A 20,406-nucleotide genomic window follows, 5' to 3' on the forward strand; every position below is an offset into this window, starting at 1 on the left:
GCGGGCATGCGTCAGCGTTCGGTCATCCACACACCTAAAACCAGCGACTACGCGGAGTTGGCGCGCCTTTGGGAGGCCTCGGTGCGGGCGACCCATGACTTTCTGCCGGACAGTTACATCCTGTTGTTGAAAAACCTGGTGCTGACCCGCTATCTGGATGCCGTGATGCTGATCTGTACGAAGGACGCGCGTCAGAACATTACCGGATTTGCCGGGGTGGCGGCGGGCAAGGTCGAGATGCTGTTTATTGATCCGCAGCACCGGGGTGAAGGTTTGGGCCGGCAATTGCTGAAGTATGCGATCGAGCATTTGAACGCCGATGAGCTGGATGTGAACGAACAGAACCCCCAGGCGCTTGGTTTCTACTTCAAGCAGGGGTTCGAGGTTATCGGGCGTACGGAGCATGATGGCCTCGGCCAGCCTTACCCACTGCTGCACATGCGCTTGCGCGCTTCTGTAGGAGCTGGCTTGCCGGCGATGCAGGCACCTCGGTCTGCCTGATGTACCGCGTGGAGGCAATCGCAGGCAAGCCAGCTCCCACACAAGCCAGCTCCCAGCAAAGCCAGAGCCCCCACAAAAAACACCCGCACTGAAATGGAGCCGGGATTAACCGGCGCCAGGCAGGTACAATAGCCGCCCCCTTTTGTTACGGCCCTTGTCATGACTGACCCCATACGCCTCTCCAAACGCCTTATCGAACTGGTCGGTTGCTCCCGTCGGGAGGCTGAGCTGTTCATCGAAGGCGGCTGGGTCTCGGTGGACGGTGAAGTGATCGACGAGCCGCAGTTCAAGGTCACCACCCAGAAGGTCGAGTTGGACCCGGAGGCCAAGGCCACCGCGCCCGAGCCGGTGACTATCCTGCTGCACGCGCCGGCTGGCGTGGACGCCGAAACGGCCATGGCCTCGATCAGCGCCGAAACGCTCTCGGAAGAACACCGCTTCGGCAAGCGACCGCTCAAGGGCCACTTCCTGCGCCTGACCGCCAGCGCCGACCTGCAAGCCAAGGCCAGCGGCCTGCTGGTGTTCACCCAGGATTGGAAGATTCTGCGCAAGTTGACCGCCGATGCCGCCAAGATCGAGCAAGAATACGTGGTCGAGGTCGAAGGCGACATGGTTGCCCACGGCCTCAACCGCCTGAATCACGGCCTGACCTACAAAGGCAAAGAGCTGCCGCCCGTCAAAGCCAGCTGGCAGAACGAAAACCGCCTGCGCTTTGCGATGAAAAATCCGCAGCCCGGCGTGATCGCCCTGTTCTGCGAAGCGGTTGGCCTCAAGGTCATCGCCATACGCCGTATTCGTATCGGCGGCGTGTCCATCGGCAAGGTGCCGGTCGGCCAATGGCGTTACCTGTCCGGCAAAGAGAAGTTCTAAGCCGCCACCCTTTTTCTCGACACTGCCGGGTTTCGGCGGTGTCCTCAGTTGAATACCAGGATTGCCCACCATGATTCACAACGACGTACTGCGCAGCGTGCGCTACATGCTCGACATCAGCGACAACAAGATGGTCGAGATCATCAAGCTCGGCGGCATGGACGTGACCAAGGACGATCTGCTGACTTACCTCAAGAAAGACGAGGAAGAAGGCTTCGTGTTCTGCCCGGATGAAGTCATGGCGCACTTCCTCGATGGCCTGGTGATCTTCAAGCGCGGCAAGGACGAAAGCCGTCCGCCGCAGCCGATCGAGACGCCGGTGACCAACAACATCATCCTCAAGAAACTGCGCGTGGCCTTCGAACTGAAGGAAGACGACATGCACGCCATCCTCAAGGCCGCTGAGTTCCCGGTGTCCAAGCCGGAGCTGAGCGCACTGTTCCGCAAATTCGGCCACACCAACTACCGCCCGTGCGGCGACCAGTTGCTGCGCAACTTCCTCAAGGGCCTGACCCTGCGGGTTCGCACCTAAGCCATGAGCTACAACGTCTCTCCCGTCGGTTTCGTGCGTTCCTGCTTCAAGGAGAAGTTCGCCATCCCGCGCCAACCGCAACTGGCGCCCGCCGCCCGTGGCGTACTGGAGCTGGTGGCGCCGTTCGACGGCGGCGAGGCGGTGCAGGGCCTGGAGCAGGTCAGCCATGTGTGGCTGTTGTTTTTGTTCCACCAGGCCCTGGAAGACAAGCCCCGCCTGAAAGTGCGCCCGCCCCGCCTGGGCGGCAATGCATCCATGGGCGTGTTCGCCACCCGCGCCACCCACCGACCCAACGGCATCGGCCAGTCGGTGGTGAAGCTGGACAAGGTGGAACCCGGCAAGCTGTGGATTTCCGGGATCGACCTGCTCGATGGCACGCCGGTGCTGGATATCAAGCCGTACGTGCCGTATGCCGACATTGTCGACATCGCCACCAACGGCATCGCCAGCGCCGCGCCGCAGCTGATTCCGGTGCAGTGGCTTAAGACCGCCCTGCAACAGGCTCAAAGCCATGCCGAACGCCTTGGCGAACCCTTGGTGGCGTTGATTGATCAATGCCTGGCGCAGGACCCACGGCCGGCGTACCAGACACCAGGGCCGGAGCGTGAATACGGCGCGCAGTTCTGGGATGTGGATGTGCGCTGGCACTATCCCGAGGCTGGGGTGATTTGTGTGTTGGAAGTGCTCGCGGCGAAATAAACGCTGAAACGACTGTGGGAGCTGCTTGTGTGGGAGCTGGCTTGTCGGATCGCCGCACCGCTGCGATAGCATCACCTCGGTTCAACTGAATGACCGCGGCGTCTGCATCGCAGGCAAGCCAGCTCCCACACAAGCCAGCTCCCACAATTTTTTGTATCGGTGTTTATTTTTCGACGAACGCGCGTTCGATCAGGTAGTCACCTGGCTCACGCATGCGCGGCGAAACCTTCAGGCCGAAGCTGTTCAGCACTTCGCTGGTTTCGTCCAGCATGCTTGGGCTGCCGCACAGCATGGCGCGGTCGTCTTCAGGGTTGATCGGCGGCAGACCGATGTCGCTGAACAGCTTGCCGCTGCGCATCAGGTCGGTCAGGCGGCCTTCGTTTTCGAACGGCTCGCGGGTCACGGTCGGGTAGTAGATCAACTTGTCACGCAGGGCCTCGCCGAAGAATTCGTTCTGCGGCAGGTGCTCGGTGATGAACTCGCGGTAGGCGACTTCGTTGACGTAACGCACGCCGTGGCACAGGATCACTTTTTCAAAGCGCTCGTAGGTTTCCGGGTCCTGGATCACGCTCATGAACGGCGCCAGGCCAGTACCGGTGCTGAGCAGGTACAGGTGCTTGCCCGGCTTCAAATCGTCAAGCACCAGGGTGCCTGTCGGTTTTTTGCTGATAATGATCTCGTCGCCTTCCTTTAAGTGCTGCAATTGGGAAGTCAGCGGGCCATCCGGGACCTTGATGCTGAAGAACTCCAGATGCTCCTCCCAGTTCGGGCTGGCAATGGAGTAAGCACGCATGAGCGGGCGGCCGTTGGGCTGTTGCAGGCCGATCATCACGAACTGACCGTTCTCGAAGCGCAGGCCCGGATCGCGGGTGCACTTGAAGCTGAACAGAGTGTCGTTCCAGTGATGAACACTGAGGACACGCTCGTGGTTCATGTTGCTCATGTACGGGGGACTCCTGGAAATGGGTCTGCGCCAAAGATGGGATGCGCAATTGCACAGCATTCTAATGGCGGCGACAATATCTGTTAACTGGATTATTAAGATAAGGGTTATCGGTTATATCGATATGCGATTTACTCTCCGTCAACTGCAAGTTTTCGTCGCCGTCGCCCAGCAGGAAAGCGTCTCCCGCGCTGCTGGCCTTCTGGCATTATCTCAATCCGCCGCCAGCACGTCGATCACCGAGCTGGAGCGTCAATCCAGCTGCCAATTATTCGACCGCGCGGGCAAGCGCCTCAGCCTCAACGCCCTCGGCCATCAGCTGTTACCCCAGGCGGTGGCGCTGCTGGACCAGGCCAAGGAGATCGAGGACCTGCTCAACGGCAAGTCCGGCTTCGGTTCCCTGGCAGTCGGGGCCACGCTGACCATCGGCAACTACCTGGCGACCCTGCTGATCGGCAGTTTCATGCAGCAGCACCCCGAGAGCCAGGTGAAGCTGCATGTGCAGAACACTGCCCATATCGTGCACCAGGTGGCGCACTACGAAATTGACCTGGGTCTAATCGAAGGTGACTGCAGCCACCCGGACATCGAAGTGCAAACCTGGGTGGAGGACGAGCTGGTGGTGTTCTGCGCGCCGCAGCATCACCTGGCCAAGCGGGGTGTGGCGAGCATGGACGAGTTGACCCATGAGGCGTGGATCCTGCGGGAACAAGGCTCGGGCACGCGCCTGACGTTTGACCAAGCCATGCGCCATCACCGCAGCGCGCTGAATATCCGCCTGGAGCTGGAACACACCGAGGCGATCAAGCGGGCGGTGGAGTCCGGTTTGGGGATTGGCTGCATCTCCCGGCTGGCGCTGCGCGATGCATTCCGCCGTGGCAGCCTGGTGCCGGTGGAAACCCCGGACCTGGACCTGGCCCGGCAGTTCTACTTCATCTGGCATAAACAGAAGTACCAGACCTCGGCGATGCGTGAGTTCCTGGAGCTGTGCCGCGCCTTTACCGCCGGGGTTCAGCGCAGCGACGAAATCGTGTTGCCGAGCATCGCCTGAGGCTTAGATCAGGATAACGGCCCAGACCAGGGTGATCATGGTCAGTGCCACAAATTGTGCGGCGCTGCCCATGTCCTTTGCGTTCTTGGACAAGGGGTGGCGGTCCAGGGAAATACGGTCGATCGCCGCTTCCACCGCTGAGTTGAGCAGCTCGACGATCAGGGCCAGCAGGCACACCGCGATGAGCAACGCGCGCTCGACGCGACTGACGTGCAGGAAAAAGCTCAGCGGGATCAGGATGACATTCAGCAACACCAACTGACGAAATGCCGCCTCGCCGGTGAAAGCCGCACGCAGACCATCCAGGGAATAGCCCCCTGCGTTGAAGATACGTTTGATACCGGTTTGACCCTTGAAAGGCGACATAGATGTAGGCAACTGAACCAAAGGAGTGGGGAAACTAGTTCACGCAAAGTCAAAAAAGCGTGAACCGGTGACATCTTAATGCTGCGAAATTGACTCAAGTTGTTGCAAGAGCAGCGCCGCCTGGGTGCGCGTGCGTACGCCGAGCTTGCGGAAGATCGCCGTCACGTGGGCCTTGATGGTCGCTTCCGACACGTTCAACTCGTAGGCAATCTGCTTGTTCAACAAGCCTTCGCACACCATGGTGAGCACGCGGAACTGCTGGGGCGTGAGGCTGGCCAGGCCATCACGGGCGGCCTTGGCTTCGTCGGACACATTGATTTCTTCAAACGCCTGGGGCGGCCAAGACACGTCGCCGTCGAGTACCGTGCGCACGGCGTTCTGGATATCTTCCATGGCGCTGGACTTTGGAATGAAACCGCTGGCGCCAAACTCCTTGGAGCGCACCACCACGTCGGCCTCTTCCTGGGCCGAGACCATCACCACGGGGATCTGCGGGTATTGACCGCGCAGCAGCACCAGCCCGGAAAAACCGTAGGCACCGGGCATGTTGAGGTCGAGCAGCACCAGGTCCCAGTCGGATTTTTCGGTGAGGCGGGCTTCCAGCTCGGCAATGCTGGCCACTTCGACCAGGCGCACGTCCGGGCCGAGGCCCAGGGTCACCGCCTGGTGCAGCGCACTGCGAAACAGCGGGTGGTCATCGGCTATCAGGATGTCGTATGTGGCCATTGATTAAATGATCCTGTTTTTTATGGGAGCCCTGATGGGTTCAGGGTTCGCCAGTACACAAGGCGACGGCCAGGCAGCCATCGCCACAGGGCACACTCAGCGTCAAAAACACCTGGAACGACGCTGAAAATTCACGGTTACGCCCCAATCGGCGCCCAGCATGCCCAGCGTAGCCTGGGGGGTCAAGCACTACGCCCGTGGGCATTTTAGCGGGTTACCGGTTTGCTTTGCCATCATGCAAACGTCGTCTGGTTATACCGCCGGGATATAGGGTGCAAGACGAGTATGGACGATGTCCGCAGGGTCCAGCGGCAGTTGGAACTTGGCCGCCAGGTAGTGGGTGCTGAACACATCAAGGTAGGCATCCAGCACTTCACTGGCGGTTTGGTCGTCGGCCAACTCCAGGCACAGCGCTGCCACTTCAGCGGTACAGAAATGATCATCGCGCTTCGATCGGCGCAGCTTGTACCGCGACAGCTGTTCCGAGGCCAGGCTCAGAACCGGCAAGTGCTCCAGGTACGGGCTCTTGCGAAACATCTTGCGCGCTTCGCTCCAGGTGCCGTCCAGCAGGATGAACAGCGGGCGCTTGCCCGTCTCCACCGTGACCTCGCTGACCACCCGCTCCGGCGCAACAAATTCGCCGGGAAACACGATGTAGGGTTGCCACTGCGAGTCGGCCAGCAAGGTCAGCAGCTCAGGGTCGACCTCGGTGCGGGACCAGGCGAACGCGGTGGTGTCATCGATCACATCGGCGATCAGCCAGCCGGTGTTGCTGGGTTTCATGGGTTCCACGTCATGCATCAGCAGGCACATCGCGGACCGCGCCTGAACCTTGGGGCGCCAGACACACAGGCAATACTCGGGGATGACCCGACAGCCGGGGCAACGTTCGGCGCGGGAGCCACGGTTGAGGAACGGCCGGACGGCACGGGCCAGGCGCTGGGCGCGCAGGCGGGAGACGGCGTGGCTCATCGGATGCGCCGTTGGGACGGGTAAATCGACACGGTGAAAACTCGTGGAGGGCTTAAGTGGCCGCAGTTTACCAGCGATACGCCTGGCTGTAGTGGCAAGGGGTCACCTATAATTGCGCGCCACTGAACGCACAGCGCAGTGGCTGGTCTATGCACCAGTAACCGAATCAGGAGAGTTTCATGCTGCGTTCCATGCTGCGCCTTGTTGTTCCATCCGTCGCCTTGGCGCTGGTCTTGCCCATGGGCGCCCAGGCTGCCTCGTTGCTGGAGGCCCAAATGAACCGCAAGCTGCAAAGCGTTGCGGCTGAGAGCAACAAGGACCTGCCCCGGGAAATCGATGAAAAGACACTGGAAGTGGCCTACACCGTCGAAGGCATGCAGCTGATCGACCACCTCAGCGTGCAGCCTGATCGGGCCGAACAGATGCGCGCCAACCCCAAGGCTGTGTATTTCCAGCTGGGCCAGAGCGTGTGCCTGAACAAGGGCTACCGCGAGCTGATGGCCAAGGGCGCAGTGATGCGCTACGACATCACCGAGAACAAGACCAACCGCCCCGTGGCGTCGGTAAAGTTCATCGAGGCTGACTGCCCGGCACCGGCTGCAGCGAAGAAGAAAAAGTAACCTCGTGACCTGCGCGCACTGCCGTCCGGCGGTGCGCACGCCCCCCCGCTTCAAGTCCTCTCCAGCAGCTAGACTCCCTATCAAGCGGCCAATTAAGTGGTTGCCAGCCAAGGGTTTTCCGGCCCATGATCAAGTCATCCCAACCGTTCAATCACAGCGCTTTTCATGCTGTTCTGTAACATTTTCAGGGCAAAAGAAGGTTGCCCCCTGCGGCAAGCAACGACACATGCAGTGTCGTCGCCTCCGGCGAATGGCTCGTCGGCCACCCGGGCCCTGCAAAAAGGAGAAGTTGAATGCCTTACGAATCGAATGACCGCCTATTACGGCACTTTGAAGAAAACGGGGCCGACCTCACGCAGCAGGTCGACGCACAACTCCAGCTGATCGCCCCCAACAGCCCGAACATCCCCCTTTATCGCGACATGATCCTGACTGTGCTGCGCATGGCCCAGGACGACCGCAACCGCTGGAACGCCAAGATCACCCTGCAAGCGATCCGCGAGTTGGATAACGCTTTCCGCGTCCTGGAGCAATTCAAGGATCGCCGCAAGGTCACGGTGTTCGGCTCAGCACGCACCCCCGTCGAAAGCCCACTGTATGCCCTGGCCCGGGAAGTGGGCGCCATGCTGGCGCAATCGGACCTGATGGTGATCACGGGCGGCGGTGGCGGCATCATGGCCGCTGCACATGAAGGTGCGGGCCTGGAACACAGTTTGGGGTTCAACATCACCCTGCCGTTCGAGCAACACGCCAACCCGACCATCGATGGCACCGACAACCTGTTGTCGTTCCACTTCTTCTTTACTCGTAAGCTGTTCTTCGTCAAGGAAGCCGATGCGTTGGTGCTGTGCCCGGGTGGCTTTGGCACCCTGGACGAAGCGCTGGAGGTGCTGACGCTGATCCAGACCGGCAAGAGCCCGCTGGTACCGGTGGTATTGCTGGACGCACCGGGTGGAGGTTTCTGGCAAGGCGCCCTGGACTTCATCCGTAGCCAGTTGGAGGCCAATCGCTACATCTTGCCCACCGACCTCAAGCTGGTACGGCTGGTGTACAGCGCACAAGAAGCGGTGGAGGAGATCAACCGGTTTTATGCCAACTTCCACTCCACTCGCTGGCTGAAACGTGAGTTTGTGGTGCGCATGAATCATCCGCTCAGTGATCGGGCATTGGCTCATCTGCAGAGCGAGTTTGCCAGCCTGCGATTGAGTGGGGAGTTCCAGCAGCTGGCGTATACGGGTGAGGAGCATGATGAAGCGCGCTTCAGCCATTTGACGCGGTTGGTGTTCAACTTCAATGGACGGGATCAGGGGCGGTTGCGGGAGTTGGTGGATTACATCAATTTGCCGGAGAACTGGGCGCAGGCTCAGGGGAAGGCGCAGCAGCGGGTGGCGCCGGAGACGGCGTGACTTTTTGAAAGCCGAAAAAAAAGGCCCACTATTTTCATAGTGGGCCTTTGTTTTTTGGTTTGCTCAGTCGTCCAGATCTCGGCCGCTCAAGAGGCGGTTGATCATTTCCATCGAGAAACCGCGATAACTCAGGAAGCGCCCTTGTTTGGCGCGCTCCTTGGCATCGATCGGCAGATGGCCGGAAAACTTGCGACGCCAAGTGTCTTCCAACTGCGCCTGCCAGCTGATACCGCACTCACGCAGGGCAAGGTCGATATCGGCACGCTGCAGGCCACGCTGGCTCAGCTCTTCACGAATTCGCGCAGGGCCGTAGCCAGAGCGCGCTCGGTAGGAAACGAAACTTTCGAGATAACGGGCTTCCGACAGCAGCCCCTCTTCCGTCAAACGGTCGAGGGCACTTTCGATCATCTCAGGCTCTGCGCCGCGCTGACGCAGCTTACGCGTCAGCTCGACTCGACCATGCTCGCGGCGAGCGAGCAGGTCCATTGCAGTGCGCCGAACGGCGACGAGTGTATCCAGTACAACGGTCATCGTTTGCTTCAGATATCAGTGTCGACTTCTTCCATCTCGTCAACCGGCTCACGGTTGGCGGCCGCTTTCACGTCTGGTGCGGCGGTCAGCAGCTTGTCGCGGATCTGCTTCTCAAGCGTGGCAGCGATATCCGGGTTGTCTGCCAGGAACTTGGCCGAGTTGGCCTTGCCCTGACCGATCTTGCTGCCGTTGTAGGCATACCAGGCACCGGACTTCTCGACGAAACCGTGCAGCACGCCCAGGTCGATCATCTCGCCGTTCAGGTAGATACCCTTGCCATAGAGAATCTGGAACTCGGCCTGACGGAAAGGCGGGGCCACTTTGTTCTTCACGACTTTAACGCGGGTTTCGCTACCGACAACCTCGTCACCTTCCTTCACCGCGCCAGTACGGCGGATATCCAGACGGACCGAAGCATAGAACTTCAACGCGTTACCACCGGTGGTGGTTTCCGGGCTGCCGAACATTACGCCGATCTTCATACGGATCTGGTTGATGAAGATCACCAGGCAGTTGGCGTTCTTGATGTTACCGGTGATTTTACGCAGCGCCTGGGACATCAGACGGGCTTGCAGGCCCACGTGCATGTCACCCATTTCGCCTTCGATTTCAGCCTTGGGTACCAGGGCCGCCACGGAGTCGACCACGATCACGTCGATGGCGTTGGAGCGCACCAGCATGTCGGTGATTTCCAGGGCTTGCTCACCGGTGTCCGGCTGCGAAACCAGCAGGTCGTCAACGTTGACGCCCAGCTTGCCGGCGTACTCGGGGTCCAGGGCGTGCTCGGCGTCGACGAACGCACAGGTGGCGCCCATTTTCTGCGCCTGGGCGATCACCGACAGGGTCAGGGTCGTTTTACCGGAAGATTCAGGACCGTAGATTTCAACGATACGGCCTTTTGGCAGGCCGCCAATGCCGAGCGCGATGTCCAGACCCAGAGAGCCAGTGGAAATAGCCGGGATCGCCTGACGGTCGTGATCGCCCATACGCATTACGGCACCCTTGCCGAATTGACGTTCGATCTGACCCAGGGCCGCAGCCAAGGCTTTCTTCTTGTTGTCGTCCATTAAAGTCCTCACGTAATCAATAAGGCCTGGTCGGCCAACACCTGTATAAGTAGACAGTATTGTTCCACAAAGATCCGGGATCGCCTACCCCTGATTTTCGATTTCTGCTGCAGCTCGTCGCAACAAGCCCTCCAGGGCGGCCTTTACCGTTTGTCGGCGGACCTCGTCGCGGTTGCCGGTGAAGTGCTCACGCTCAGCCGTCACCTCATCACCCACGCCAAAAGCCAGCCATACGGTGCCCACCGGTTTGTCCGGCGAACCACCGTCCGGCCCCGCTACACCGCTGACTGCCACGGCAAAACGCGCCAGGCTTTTCTCCTGGGCGCCACGGACCATCGCTTCCACCACTTCCTGGCTGACGGCGCCCACTTTTGGAAACAACGTTTCCGGCACATTCAATTGCCGGGTCTTCTGGCGATTGGAGTAAGTGACATAGCCCGCCTCGAACCACGCCGAACTCCCTGGAATCCGCGTGATGGCTTCGGCAATACCGCCACCGGTGCAGGACTCGGCAGTGGTGACATGGGCATTGAGCACCTGCAAGCGGCGACCCAGTTCAGCGGCCAGTTGAGTGATTTCCTTCACGGTCGTCTCCAGGAATGGGCGGGGGTTCGACTACCCTACAGGAGCCCATTGGCCATGCAAGTTACAGAGTGCATCAAGACGCTAATGCGCGACGGCCTGCACATATGCCTGGCAGGCACGCAGGGCGATCAGCGCACTGTCGCCGTCGTCGGTGATGGCGAGAATTCGTTGAGCATGCGCCGGGTCAAGTTGGGCTCGCGGGGCTGCATGAACCACGCCGCCGGCGGGGGTGGCGGCTGGCACTGCGCAACCACGGGAGGTGTCGGCGGTGTCGAGAAGGACTGACAACCGCACATCAGCAGTGGCCAGGCGGTCACGCAGAGCCGCCTGATGACGTTGGGCATCGTTCAATTCCTGGGCATGTTGTTGGTCGCTGGCACTGAGCTGTTGCTCCAGCGCCAGCCGTTTTTCCTGCTGTATCTGTTGCTGGTGCAGGGCAGACGCAGATTGCTGACTAAGCGCCTGCACCTGTGCAGCCGCTTGCTGCTCAAGCTGCGCGCCATAACGCCAGGCCTGGATTTGCCACACAACGGCCATCAGCAGGCAAACGCCGACCACGCGACAACCGACTAGGAAACGCATAGCACCGCCTTCGCCCGCGCCCACCGTTGCAGGCGATCCTCCAAGCCATTGAGCCCGCCATTGATCCGCCGCGTGATCGTGGTGAACTGGTCCTTGTCGGCCAATTCATTCAAGCCGTTGCTTTGCCAGAACCAGGCGGCGGACTCGCAGGCCCATTGCGGTTGCTCCAGCAGCTCGGGCTGTCGCAGCAAGCGATCATCACCGAACAACGCCTGGCTGCACGCCAGGTAATTACGCCGACCGGTAATCTGTATCAGCCCCCTGCCCCGGTACAGCTGGCCATCGCCGTCGGCTTGCGGGGTATTACCCAGACGTATGGCCAAGGTGCCGGTGTCGTATTTGCTCAGGTATTGATCACTGCCCAGCTCACGCACATAGCGCAACTCGCCGGACTCGTGGCCGATTTGGGCGAGGAAGGCGGCGATGCGTTTGGGGGTAGTGATTTGATAGTGGGCAATGGCCGCGTTCAGGGCAGATATGAAAACGCCGGCTCGTGGGCCGGCGTTAAGCAATATTGCCTGGAGTTGCGAGATCTGCATGAGGAGCTCCTTCAGGCACTATTTAACTTGCAGTGCAATCCAACCCGGAGCCGCTGGGCGCTTGTCCATTGATGGGAACTCTGCCGCTTGGGGCCAATCTCGAAGCTGTTGCAAATAGACAAGCAACTCAGAAAACTGTGCGTCGTTCAACTTCGTGTTGAGAGCCATATCGGCCTCATCGCGGTGGCGCTCGCGAAGCCACTTTACACTTTCAATCTGAACGTCACGCCATTCACGCTCCAATCTCTGGGGGTCAGGCCCATCCAGGGGCAAAGGAATACCACCCTGCGACAACCATTCTTCGTATTCAGACCAGTAGCGATGAGCACGCGGGACAGTTGCTTTATCTAGCAAACGTAAAACAGTATCGGGATCGTGTGTCAGTTGATAGCTCATAAAACCTCCTAAAGTTCGGCATCAGCCGTTGCATGGATATAGTAGGTCTGCACAGTAAGCGCAGTATCCGAGTTATCAACCCAAAGCCCGCGGGTAGACGTGGTTAGTGTTCGAGCACTGACCGATGAATACTGATCGCTGCCTGAACGCCATTGCCCTATGGGACCATTATTGTTGACGCGATAAAGTGTGACGCTCGGAATAGCGCGCTTTTCAACTTTAAAAGGCCAGTGAGCTAACGGCTGAGCCGTATAAGCAGCCTGACCTTGTTTCACTGTGGAAATAAGAGACCCTACGTAAGTGTTGGCTGAGTCACTCGGTATCACATCATAATTAAACGTTTTCTCATAAAATCGTTGGCACAAAATCAACTCTTCTGCGATTGGACGCCGCTCAAAGATTGTGGCAGCAGGTCCTTCTTCCAACTGAATCTGTGCTAAATCGATAGTCTGCAGAGTATTAAGCGGTAGATCGATTTCAATCCGCAAACAGTCATTGTCTGCGGTGCCTAATGTTTTTCCAGCGATGGACGGAATCTGAAATGTTGCCTGACACCGTGACCAGCCGCTCGTTAACAGAAACGAGTTGATCAACGTAGTAACAGGGGCAGAACCACCACTGCCGAAGTTCTGCGTGATAGAACAAGATACACGGCGTGTTGCATCCCCACGTGCCCAAAAGGAAATCGTCGCAACTTTGCCAGCTAACGACCTTACCGACTCGATTTTTTGTGACACTTTATGGATTGTTGATCCGGCCCCAGTCGAGACCTGCTGCCAACGAAAGAAGAACCGCGGCTCATTCGGCACATCAGTCTGGCCGAGTGCAAAGCTCTGCCGGGAAATATTCACTCCCGCGGCACCATCCCAATCAGAGCGAAATCGATCGGCAAGAAAACCACCGACGGAAGGGCTTACATTGACACCCCCCCTTTGCCATATATCAAACCCGCCATTGATGACTAAGTTCTTGCGATACACCTGAGCAGGAAAACTCTGCTGCGGATCGAGCTTGGCCAGCTCTTTAATCGCCTGGGTGAGCTGATTATTCTGAGATTCATTTGGCACCATCCCAGCGGCAGTAATCGCATTGATTATTTCCTGCGTCACCCCATTCCCCCAACTCGCCGGCACCAGGCTTCCTGGCGTCCCGGTCACGGGGTTCTCGTCCACAAACTTGCCATTTACCAGCCCAACGCTGGGCACACTTTTTGGGTAATCCACTGTTTTATCCCCTAGTCATAATTAATGTTCACCTGCGTGTGTGCAGGTGCGCTGCGATGGATCAGGCATTCCAGGGCACTGCCCGGGTCGGCGCCGAAGCGTTCGCCCCAATAGCTCGCGCCGAACCGACGGCCCAGGTGTTGTCGCCCGCCCGTGTTAAGGGTCCACATGAAGTGAGCGCGCCAGGTGCCGAAGCACGCGGCGCCAAAGCGGGCGTGGCCCATGCGCGGTGCGCGCAGTTCGGTGACGCTGGCGTCGGGGTAGCCCTGACTGCGGGCGATGTCGATGTAGTACGCGGCACGCTGGTTGCCCACGGCCAGCAAGCGTCGACGTACTGCCAGGCGTCGGTCGTCGTAGAGCGGGCTGAGGCCCAGGCACGGGTCAGGCAGTTGCATCACCTGTTCCCATTCGGGCACCAGTTCGCTGACGTTGGCCGGGTCCATTTCGTTTTGCAGGGCCCAGGCACGGGCGTCGACGCGGGCCAACTCCTCGGCAAGCCCGCTGAGCACCTGGCCCAGTTGCGGCACCGTCTCCAGGTCCCAGGCCGGGCCGCTGGGCAGCAGGTCGACCAGTTGCTGCCGATACTGTTCCGCCGTTCTCATCCCACCCATGTGATACCTCCAAACACCAGCAGTTGGTTATTGGCAGCGGTCACATCCGCCACGGGGCTCGCCAGTCGATGATCGGTCTCGCCGGTCGCGCTGCTGATGGCTTCTGCGATGTGGCTGAGCAACAGGGTGTCGCCCAACCCCGCCTCGCGGCTGTGCAGGTCGCGCAACTGGGCTTCCACCGCCGCGCGCACCGCCGTCGTGTCCGGGGTCAGCCGCAGTTGGTAGCTCACCGGTTTCATCACCGGCGCCAGCACATACACATCTGCCGTCACCGGGCGCAGGGGTTCGATATGGGCCTGTACCGCTGCCAGTTGGGCTGCATTGGGGATGGGCTGCGCATCGTCATCACGCATCACGAAGACACCTACCGTGCCCGGTCCCAAATAATTGCCTTGGCACCAGGCTCGGGTGACGCCGGGCACTTCCAGCGCCCAGGTCTCGTAGTCCTGGGCCGAGCCCCCTTGGGGAATCACGCGGTAGGAACGAATCACCCGAGTGCGCAGCGCCTCCAGGCTTTCCCGTGCAACACCGCCGGTCAGCCCCGGCGCCAGCACGGTGAAGGTCGAGCCAATGCCTTGCAGCGGCTGCACCGCCACCAGGTTCAACCCGGCGTCAGCGTTGCCAAGAAGGCCCGCGTCCACCGCCTGCACGGTGGTGGTGTTGAGCCCGGCCTGGGTCGTCACCGCAGCCGTCACGACGTAACCGCGCCCGTCGCTGGCTTGCAATACGCGGCCCACGTCCAGCACCGCACCGGCCGCGGCGGTAAAGCTCACGCTGCCGCTGGCGGCCGTCGCAGCCTTGCGTGGCTGGCTCAAACGCAGTACGGCCATGCGCTCCAGGGTCGCTTCGTCGGCGGTGTCCGGCAGGATCTGCTCGGCGATCCAATCGAGGTAGCCATACAGGCCAAACGCGGCACCGCTGAGGGTGCGCGCCAACACCTGGGCATCGGACTGGCGCAGCGAATCGCTGGCCAGGTCGCTTTGGGTGCGGTTGATCAGCACCGGCAGCGAAGGGGTTTCAAAGGGCATAGATCACCTGCCAACTGTTATCAGGGTTGATGTCCAGGCGCTCGCCGTCGGCCAGGGTCAATTGCGTGCGCAGGTTGAGGCGCTGGGCGTCGATGCGTTCGCTGAGGACCTCAATGGCGCGGCAATGACCGTCGTCGATCAGCCATTGCAGCGCCTCGCGGGCATAGAATTCAGCATCCAGACGGGTTTGGCGGGTCAACTTGACCCGCCTGAGCAACCACAGCCTGGAGCCAATGCGGTCATCGGCCACACTGGGGAAACTGTCGCCCCACCAGCCGAAGCGTTCGTCGTCTTCAACCGGGTCATCGGGTGCCGCACGGCGCCAGGTGAACAGGCTGATCAGCACCGCCCGGGTCAGGGCATTTTTCAAGGTGTCGGATACAAACATCACGGCCCTCCTACCGGCGCACCGGTCTGGCCGTTGCCGGGTTGCACGCCGGGATGCAGGTGCTGGATCTGGCTGATACCGCCCGCCACCTGGTCGCCCTTGGAAACGATCTGCCCACTCTGGGTCAGCGTCGGCGTATCAATGTTCACCGCCGTGCTCGCGCGGATATTCAAAGTGCCGGTCTCAATGTCGATCACCCGCCCACGCTTGAAGTGAATGCGATCACCTTCGTCGGTGTAGATCGCCACTTCGCCCGCGGCCAGCGACTGCAAGCGATAGCGACGGTCGGCCACCACCAGCACCACCGCATGGGAGCGATCCCCCCCGAGAAAGGTGGCGATTCCCTCGGCACCTGCCAGCGGGTTGCTGGTGAAACCGTAGGGTTCGAAATGCTCCATGTCGTCATTCACTTCGCCTGCGGTCAGGCGCATCTGCAGGGTTTGCAGCTTGGAAGCCGACTGGGCGAGCACGACGGTGCCGCGCGCCAGCAGGCGTGTCAGTAGGCTCATACAGGTTCCTTGAAGGTCAGGCAGGTGGCGCCGGGTTGGCGTCGAAGGTGGAAGGCGGCGCCACCTGCAGGGTGGTGATCGAGCCGCTGTCGGACAGCGAGTAAGTGACCTTTGAAATCAGCAGGTCCCTGTCGAACCCCAGCACCGGATCGATCACGCGCACCAGTCGGTTGTGTCGCCAGAGTTCCCCGTTGGATTGGCGCCAGCCCTGCACCCGATAGGTGGTGGTCAGGGCTTTTCCGGTCCGCGTGGCACGCTCCCAGTTCGCACGTTGCTGGGCCATTTCCGGGGTGATCTGCGTGGCTTCGCTGATGACCGTGATGCGTTTGCGCGCGGCCTTGTCGTCCACCGAAACGCCATACACTTCGCTGATCGCCGCCGCACTTTTCTGGTCGTCACCCTTGTGCTGACCAATCACCCGGTATTCGGAAAACACACCGCCAAAGTCCCGGGGCGCATCGGCCGAGAGAATATTCTTGCCCAGCGCCAATGCGTCACTGGCGCGTCCGCCGCTGCCCGGTTGCGCCAGCACCAGGCGGCCTTGTTCGTCATCGGTGGAGAACAGCCGGTACAACGTCAGCAAGCGATCAATAGACTGAAACACCGTCTCACCGGGCACCACGCTGTGGGTATGCAGGCGTGGGGTTTCAGGGATTTCGCTGCGCACCTCGATGCCATAAGGCGCGGCCAGGGCGCGAACAATGCTCGGCAAGGTTTGCCCGCGCCATTGGCCGGGCGTGTTGATGGCCGCGCAATCGACCAGGTCCTGGGTCAGCGAACTGCCCTCAAGGGCCAGGCTGATGCTGTTGCCGTCGTAGGTGACCGGCGCCTTGAACACATAACCGCTCAGCACCAGGTCACAGCCGATGCGCACCTGGCAACGTGCGCCAGGCTGGATCGGCACCTCCAGGGTTTGCCCCGGCCATTGCCAGGTGATGCTCAGGTTGAAGGTGCGGAACTGGCGCTCCAGGTCCGCGGTGATTTCCACGCTTTTCCAGCCACCGTACTCCAGGCCGTCAACGGTCAAGGTGACGGCATTGTCCAGGTCATTCATGGCTTACTCCCGAACCACTTGCAGGTCCGCCGGTGGTAGGAACCCCGGGTGAGCCACCCGGTTGCGCTGCACCACTTCACCCACGCGGGTGGCATCGCCGAAGCGCTGATACGCCAGCACCAAAGCCGGCATGCTGCGCATCGGCGTGAGATTGACCAGGCGCACACCGGACGATGCCACCGCGTTGAGGTGGGCAAACAGTTGCTGGCGCAGGTCATTGAGCGCCACGTAATGCCCGGCATCGGCCTTGAGCGCGGCGTGCCACAGGGCTTCGTTGAGTTGATCACGCAGCGCCAGCACATCGTCGGCCACCGGTACTTCGCGACGTTGCACCGGCTGCGTCGCCTGTTGCGCCAGTGTCGGCGTGGTGGTGAGGGTGACGGCCTTGGTTGCGACCGGGGTGTCCGCCAGCCAATGGGCTATTTGCACCCAGAGCGCGTCCTGCACCAGGTTGGCCGTCGCTTGCACGGCGGCAACACTGTCCTTGCCGGTGGTCAGTTTCGGCGCATCAATGCGCCGCGCTGCCTCCACCTGCTGCGAAACGTTGGCCAGCATGCCGCGATAGCCACTGCGGGCAAACTCGCCCAGTTCCTTCACATCGCCGAGCAGGCCCTTGAACTCGGCACTCAGTTCCCGAGGCAGTTCCTTGATGCCTTTGACCAGCGCATTCACATCCCCGTACAACTCGATCAGCGGCGCGAATTGATGCTCGATCACCTGGTAGACATCGGCCAAGCCATTGCGCAGCGCTTGTATGCCGACACGCGCCTGCTGAACAAGCGCCGTCGCCTGCTCAAAACGCAGCATGGCTGAACCCAACAGGCTGTCGGCCGACACCAGCAATTGCTGGCGGGTATTCACGGCAGCGGTGGGAAACTTGAGGGGCGCGTCGGGGTAGAACTTCAGTGCAAACGTCACCAGCCCGCCATCCTGTCGGGTCTGGGTCATCTCGCACTCGCCCACCTTGACCTGCAAGCGTCCCAGCCACGGGTGTACCAGTTCACCCGCGCCTTCTTCCAGCGCCTTGAGCAGCTTGTCGCGCTGCTCCAGGCAATCCTCACCCACCACAAACGCGGTCAGTTCATGCACCCGCGACTGCTGCCCCAGGCGCTCGAAAAACGGTTCGTCGCGCTGGGGGTATTCGTGCAACTGGCCCTTCTTGCCGACCGGGGTTTTCGCCTGGTCGACCCAAAACCCGACGCCGCGAAACGACGCCGGCAACAAACGATCACGCCAGCTCATTGGAGCCTCCAAGGGACAGCGAGCGGTAGCCGACGCGCGGCGTCACGCTCAAGCCCGGTTGATTGGTCTGCGGCGGGCTGACCCGCAGGTCCGCCGGCGCATTGTCGAAGCTCACCCGCAGGTCGCCGTTGAGTTGGGTACGGTTATTCGCGGCGCTCTGCTGCAGCAACGAATGGGAGGTCGATGCCAAGTGCGTTGAGGTCAGCGAATGGCTGTTGGATACCCGGCTCGACGACGTCATCGCCACCGCAGCCGGCGGCAGCAACGAAGCGCCCTGCTCACCCGCCAGCCCCGGCCGCGCAGCGTTGTGCGTGACCTGCACGTCACCGCCCGTGAACAGCGCCATCCAACTGCCCAGGGTTTGCGAAAAGGCTTGTCGGATCGGCTCGAGGATCGCCTTGAGCTTTTCCCAGAGCGCCGAAAACCACCCCAGCACCGGTTCCCAGACTTGGGCGAGCGTTTCCAGCGGCGATTGGCTGAATATCGTCTGGAAGAACTCGACGGCGGGCATCGCTGCCGCCTGCAAGCTGCCCCACAGGTTGGAGAAGAACGCCGAGATCGGTGTCCAGTTGGCGACAATCAGGCCGGCCGCCACCGCAAAGGCCACGGCAACCAGCGCAATGGGGTTGGCCGCCAGCACCAGGTTCATGAAGGCCAGGGCTTTAGAGGCCCCGGTGACCGCCGCCTGAACCACGGAAAACGCCGCGGCACCGGCTGCCAGACCCTGCACCAGTTGCGGGTTGTCAGTCAGCACCTGCGTGACCTTGCCAAGCAACGGCTCCAGCCCAACCGTGACCGCCCCCACCGCCGGCAATAACGCCGTGCCAATGGTCACCGAAACCTTGTCCATCGACGCGCTGAAATCCTTGAGGTTCTGCGCAGCCACTTGCGGCACACTCGGCAGCACGGTGGCCTTGGCCTTGGAACTGACCGAAGCCACTTGTTCCTTGAACGCCACTGCCGACTTGATGCCGCTGACAAAGGGGGCCGCCAACCCGCCACCCTTGACCAACCCGGACACATCCAGGCTACCCAGCCCGCTTTTCGTCTGGTTCTGCTTGAAGCGCTCTACGGTGGCACGCAGCCCGGCGAGTTTGGGCGACAGTTCATCAACACCGGTCAGGCGCACCGCCTTGGTTTTTTTCTTGCGAGATTTGGCCATCACTGCACCTGCTGCGTCGCGTTGATTCGTTGCGCATGCTCCAGGCATTCCCGGAGCACATCCAAAGGCCTGGCCAGCATCTGTTCGGGGTCAACCTTCCAGAACCAGGCCAGGTCATAGGCCACCGCAATCAGCTCGGCGACGGTGCCTGCGCCGCACTCATGAAAAAACCGGCGACCGCCCAGCTCAGGGTGTTGAAGTCCACCAGATCCAACTGGTTGACCGACGATGGCGGGATGCCGGCGCACACGGCGATGTATTTGGCCGCCACGTCGAGGTCCAGGCTGACGTCCTCGCCCTTGTCGATCTTGTACGGCAGCGCCTTGATCGCCCGCACTTCCTGCACCGTCGGGCGGCGCAGAGTGAGTTCACGCAGGGGCTCGCCGTGGGCCTCGATGGCCACTTGCAGGGTTACCGTGTCAGTCATTGCCAGGTCCCCTTGATGCCTTCGAATTTCAGCTCGATCACTGCGTCGTCGCCCTTGGCCACCGGCTCCTCCACCAGGTAGGCGCCGGCCAGCACGTAGACTTTGCCGTTGCTGAATTCGCAGGTGACGGTCATGTCGGTACCGGCGACCAGTTGCTTCAACGGGAAGTCCGGCGTGTGCAATGCACTGACCTTGAACGAGGGGGCGATGTCGGTTTCCTTGTAGAAACCCGGTACCACGGTTTCCCGCTTGATGCTCAACAGCGGTGCTTCACAGCCGCCGCTGATGGTCAGTTGAGCGCCGTCCACTTTGACGTAGCAGGTGCCCGCAATCAGTTGACCCATGATGTTTCTCCCAAAAATAAGCCCGCACGCGG

Annotated in this window: 27 protein-coding genes; 7 read left to right on the forward strand and 20 right to left on the reverse strand. The window is 60.8% G+C overall.

All coding sequences use genetic code 11. The features are described from left to right. Positions 1 to 6 precede the first annotated feature (6 nt). The 4 genes from HX792_RS03630 (at position 7) to tsaA (ending at position 2,602) form a co-directional block, all read left to right on the forward strand. Entirely contained in the window at positions 7 to 501 is a 495-nt protein-coding gene (locus tag HX792_RS03630; protein ID WP_176994810.1) for a GNAT family N-acetyltransferase, read from the forward strand. Between the two features lie 159 nt (positions 502 to 660). Then, positions 661 to 1,371, forward strand: coding sequence for an rRNA pseudouridine synthase (locus HX792_RS03635; protein ID WP_176994811.1), 711 nt, complete (start codon positions 661 to 663; stop codon positions 1,369 to 1,371). Between the two features lie 70 nt (positions 1,372 to 1,441). Beyond that, the gene (locus HX792_RS03640; protein WP_071487504.1) at positions 1,442 to 1,903 is read left to right on the forward strand and encodes a DUF1456 family protein; all 462 of its coding nucleotides are present in this window, start codon (positions 1,442 to 1,444) and stop codon (positions 1,901 to 1,903) included. A gap of 3 nt (positions 1,904 to 1,906) precedes the next feature. Continuing rightward, entirely contained in the window at positions 1,907 to 2,602 is a 696-nt protein-coding gene (gene tsaA, locus HX792_RS03645; RefSeq protein WP_176994812.1) for a tRNA (N6-threonylcarbamoyladenosine(37)-N6)-methyltransferase TrmO, read from the forward strand. Positions 2,603 to 2,765: 163 nt separating this feature from the next. Here the strand turns inward: tsaA and fpr are convergent, their stop codons facing one another. After that, on the reverse strand, positions 2,766 to 3,545 hold the full coding sequence (gene fpr / locus HX792_RS03650; protein WP_003189055.1) for a ferredoxin-NADP reductase: 780 nt from the start codon (positions 3,543 to 3,545) through the stop codon (positions 2,766 to 2,768). A gap of 124 nt (positions 3,546 to 3,669) precedes the next feature. Here fpr and HX792_RS03655 point away from each other — a divergent pair, with 124 nt between their 5' ends. Beyond that, the gene (locus HX792_RS03655; RefSeq protein ID WP_010212678.1) at positions 3,670 to 4,596 is read left to right on the forward strand and encodes a LysR family transcriptional regulator; all 927 of its coding nucleotides are present in this window, start codon (positions 3,670 to 3,672) and stop codon (positions 4,594 to 4,596) included. Between the two features lie 3 nt (positions 4,597 to 4,599). Here HX792_RS03655 and HX792_RS03660 read toward each other — a convergent pair whose 3' ends face one another. From HX792_RS03660 to HX792_RS03670, 3 genes are all read right to left on the reverse strand, one after another. Continuing rightward, positions 4,600 to 4,962 (reverse strand): diacylglycerol kinase, encoded by a 363-nt coding sequence (locus HX792_RS03660; RefSeq protein ID WP_017137081.1) that lies wholly within the window; start codon positions 4,960 to 4,962, stop codon positions 4,600 to 4,602. Positions 4,963 to 5,037: 75 nt separating this feature from the next. Then, positions 5,038 to 5,688, reverse strand: coding sequence for a response regulator transcription factor ErdR (erdR, locus tag HX792_RS03665; RefSeq protein ID WP_176994813.1), 651 nt, complete (start codon positions 5,686 to 5,688; stop codon positions 5,038 to 5,040). Positions 5,689 to 5,940: 252 nt separating this feature from the next. Then, positions 5,941 to 6,660, reverse strand: a complete 720-nt coding sequence (locus HX792_RS03670; RefSeq protein ID WP_176994814.1) for a tRNA-uridine aminocarboxypropyltransferase — start codon at positions 6,658 to 6,660, stop codon at positions 5,941 to 5,943. Positions 6,661 to 6,839: 179 nt separating this feature from the next. Here HX792_RS03670 and HX792_RS03675 point away from each other — a divergent pair, with 179 nt between their 5' ends. Together HX792_RS03675 and HX792_RS03680 are read left to right on the forward strand one after the other, a co-directional pair. Continuing rightward, the gene (locus tag HX792_RS03675; RefSeq protein WP_176994815.1) at positions 6,840 to 7,280 is read left to right on the forward strand and encodes a PA3611 family quorum-sensing-regulated virulence factor; all 441 of its coding nucleotides are present in this window, start codon (positions 6,840 to 6,842) and stop codon (positions 7,278 to 7,280) included. Positions 7,281 to 7,573: 293 nt separating this feature from the next. Further along, the gene (locus HX792_RS03680; protein ID WP_176994816.1) at positions 7,574 to 8,686 is read left to right on the forward strand and encodes a TIGR00730 family Rossman fold protein; all 1,113 of its coding nucleotides are present in this window, start codon (positions 7,574 to 7,576) and stop codon (positions 8,684 to 8,686) included. Positions 8,687 to 8,749: 63 nt separating this feature from the next. On the opposite strand, the gene recX is transcribed toward HX792_RS03680, so the two are convergent. The 16 genes from recX to HX792_RS03760 form a co-directional block, all read right to left on the reverse strand. Beyond that, positions 8,750 to 9,217, reverse strand: coding sequence for a recombination regulator RecX (recX, locus tag HX792_RS03685; RefSeq protein WP_176994817.1), 468 nt, complete (start codon positions 9,215 to 9,217; stop codon positions 8,750 to 8,752). An 8-nt stretch (positions 9,218 to 9,225) separates the two neighbouring features. Continuing rightward, positions 9,226 to 10,284 (reverse strand): recombinase RecA, encoded by a 1,059-nt coding sequence (recA, locus tag HX792_RS03690; RefSeq protein ID WP_016970800.1) that lies wholly within the window; start codon positions 10,282 to 10,284, stop codon positions 9,226 to 9,228. Positions 10,285 to 10,368: 84 nt separating this feature from the next. Continuing rightward, a complete protein-coding gene (locus HX792_RS03695) occupies positions 10,369 to 10,869 on the reverse strand; it encodes a nicotinamide-nucleotide amidohydrolase family protein (RefSeq protein ID WP_176994818.1) in 501 nt (166 codons plus the stop codon). Between the two features lie 81 nt (positions 10,870 to 10,950). Then, positions 10,951 to 11,451 (reverse strand): lysis system i-spanin subunit Rz, encoded by a 501-nt coding sequence (locus HX792_RS03700; protein WP_176994819.1) that lies wholly within the window; start codon positions 11,449 to 11,451, stop codon positions 10,951 to 10,953. Then, positions 11,439 to 11,990: a glycoside hydrolase family 19 protein gene (locus HX792_RS03705; protein WP_176994820.1), complete on the reverse strand. Its 552-nt coding sequence runs from the start codon at positions 11,988 to 11,990 to the stop codon at positions 11,439 to 11,441. The genes HX792_RS03700 and HX792_RS03705 overlap by 13 nt, the downstream gene beginning before the upstream one ends. Positions 11,991 to 12,008: 18 nt before the next feature. Next, the gene (locus HX792_RS03710; RefSeq protein WP_176994821.1) at positions 12,009 to 12,386 is read right to left on the reverse strand and encodes a phage tail assembly chaperone; all 378 of its coding nucleotides are present in this window, start codon (positions 12,384 to 12,386) and stop codon (positions 12,009 to 12,011) included. Positions 12,387 to 12,394: 8 nt separating this feature from the next. Continuing rightward, on the reverse strand, positions 12,395 to 13,609 hold the full coding sequence (locus HX792_RS03715) for a carbohydrate-binding protein CenC (protein ID WP_176994822.1): 1,215 nt from the start codon (positions 13,607 to 13,609) through the stop codon (positions 12,395 to 12,397). A gap of 11 nt (positions 13,610 to 13,620) precedes the next feature. Continuing rightward, positions 13,621 to 14,220 carry a YmfQ family protein gene (locus tag HX792_RS03720; RefSeq protein ID WP_176994823.1) on the reverse strand — a complete coding sequence of 200 codons (600 nt, stop codon included), beginning with the start codon at positions 14,218 to 14,220 and terminating at the stop codon, positions 13,621 to 13,623. After that, on the reverse strand, positions 14,208 to 15,248 hold the full coding sequence (locus HX792_RS03725) for a baseplate J/gp47 family protein (protein WP_176994824.1): 1,041 nt from the start codon (positions 15,246 to 15,248) through the stop codon (positions 14,208 to 14,210). Before HX792_RS03725 ends, HX792_RS03720 begins: the two co-directional genes overlap by 13 nt. After that, complete coding sequence (locus HX792_RS03730) at positions 15,238 to 15,636, reverse strand: phage GP46 family protein (protein WP_176994825.1); 399 nt, start codon at positions 15,634 to 15,636, stop codon at positions 15,238 to 15,240. Before HX792_RS03730 ends, HX792_RS03725 begins: the two co-directional genes overlap by 11 nt. Next, a complete protein-coding gene (locus tag HX792_RS03735) occupies positions 15,636 to 16,145 on the reverse strand; it encodes a phage baseplate assembly protein V (protein ID WP_176994826.1) in 510 nt (169 codons plus the stop codon). The genes HX792_RS03730 and HX792_RS03735 overlap by 1 nt, the downstream gene beginning before the upstream one ends. A gap of 16 nt (positions 16,146 to 16,161) precedes the next feature. Next, positions 16,162 to 17,199, reverse strand: a complete 1,038-nt coding sequence (locus tag HX792_RS03740) for a phage baseplate assembly protein (protein ID WP_176994827.1) — start codon at positions 17,197 to 17,199, stop codon at positions 16,162 to 16,164. Positions 17,200 to 17,202: 3 nt separating this feature from the next. Further along, positions 17,203 to 18,441, reverse strand: a complete 1,239-nt coding sequence (locus HX792_RS03745; RefSeq protein WP_176994828.1) for a DNA circularization protein — start codon at positions 18,439 to 18,441, stop codon at positions 17,203 to 17,205. Beyond that, positions 18,428 to 19,603 (reverse strand): hypothetical protein, encoded by a 1,176-nt coding sequence (locus HX792_RS03750; protein WP_176994829.1) that lies wholly within the window; start codon positions 19,601 to 19,603, stop codon positions 18,428 to 18,430. The genes HX792_RS03745 and HX792_RS03750 overlap by 14 nt, the downstream gene beginning before the upstream one ends. A gap of 130 nt (positions 19,604 to 19,733) precedes the next feature. After that, positions 19,734 to 20,030 carry a phage tail assembly protein gene (locus HX792_RS03755; RefSeq protein ID WP_176994830.1) on the reverse strand — a complete coding sequence of 99 codons (297 nt, stop codon included), beginning with the start codon at positions 20,028 to 20,030 and terminating at the stop codon, positions 19,734 to 19,736. Beyond that, entirely contained in the window at positions 20,027 to 20,374 is a 348-nt protein-coding gene (locus HX792_RS03760; protein ID WP_176994831.1) for a phage tail tube protein, read from the reverse strand. Before HX792_RS03760 ends, HX792_RS03755 begins: the two co-directional genes overlap by 4 nt. Positions 20,375 to 20,406: the final 32 nt, after the last annotated feature.

This window comes from Pseudomonas sp. B6002 (genome assembly GCF_013385985.1).
Lineage (GTDB): Bacteria > Pseudomonadota > Gammaproteobacteria > Pseudomonadales > Pseudomonadaceae > Aquipseudomonas.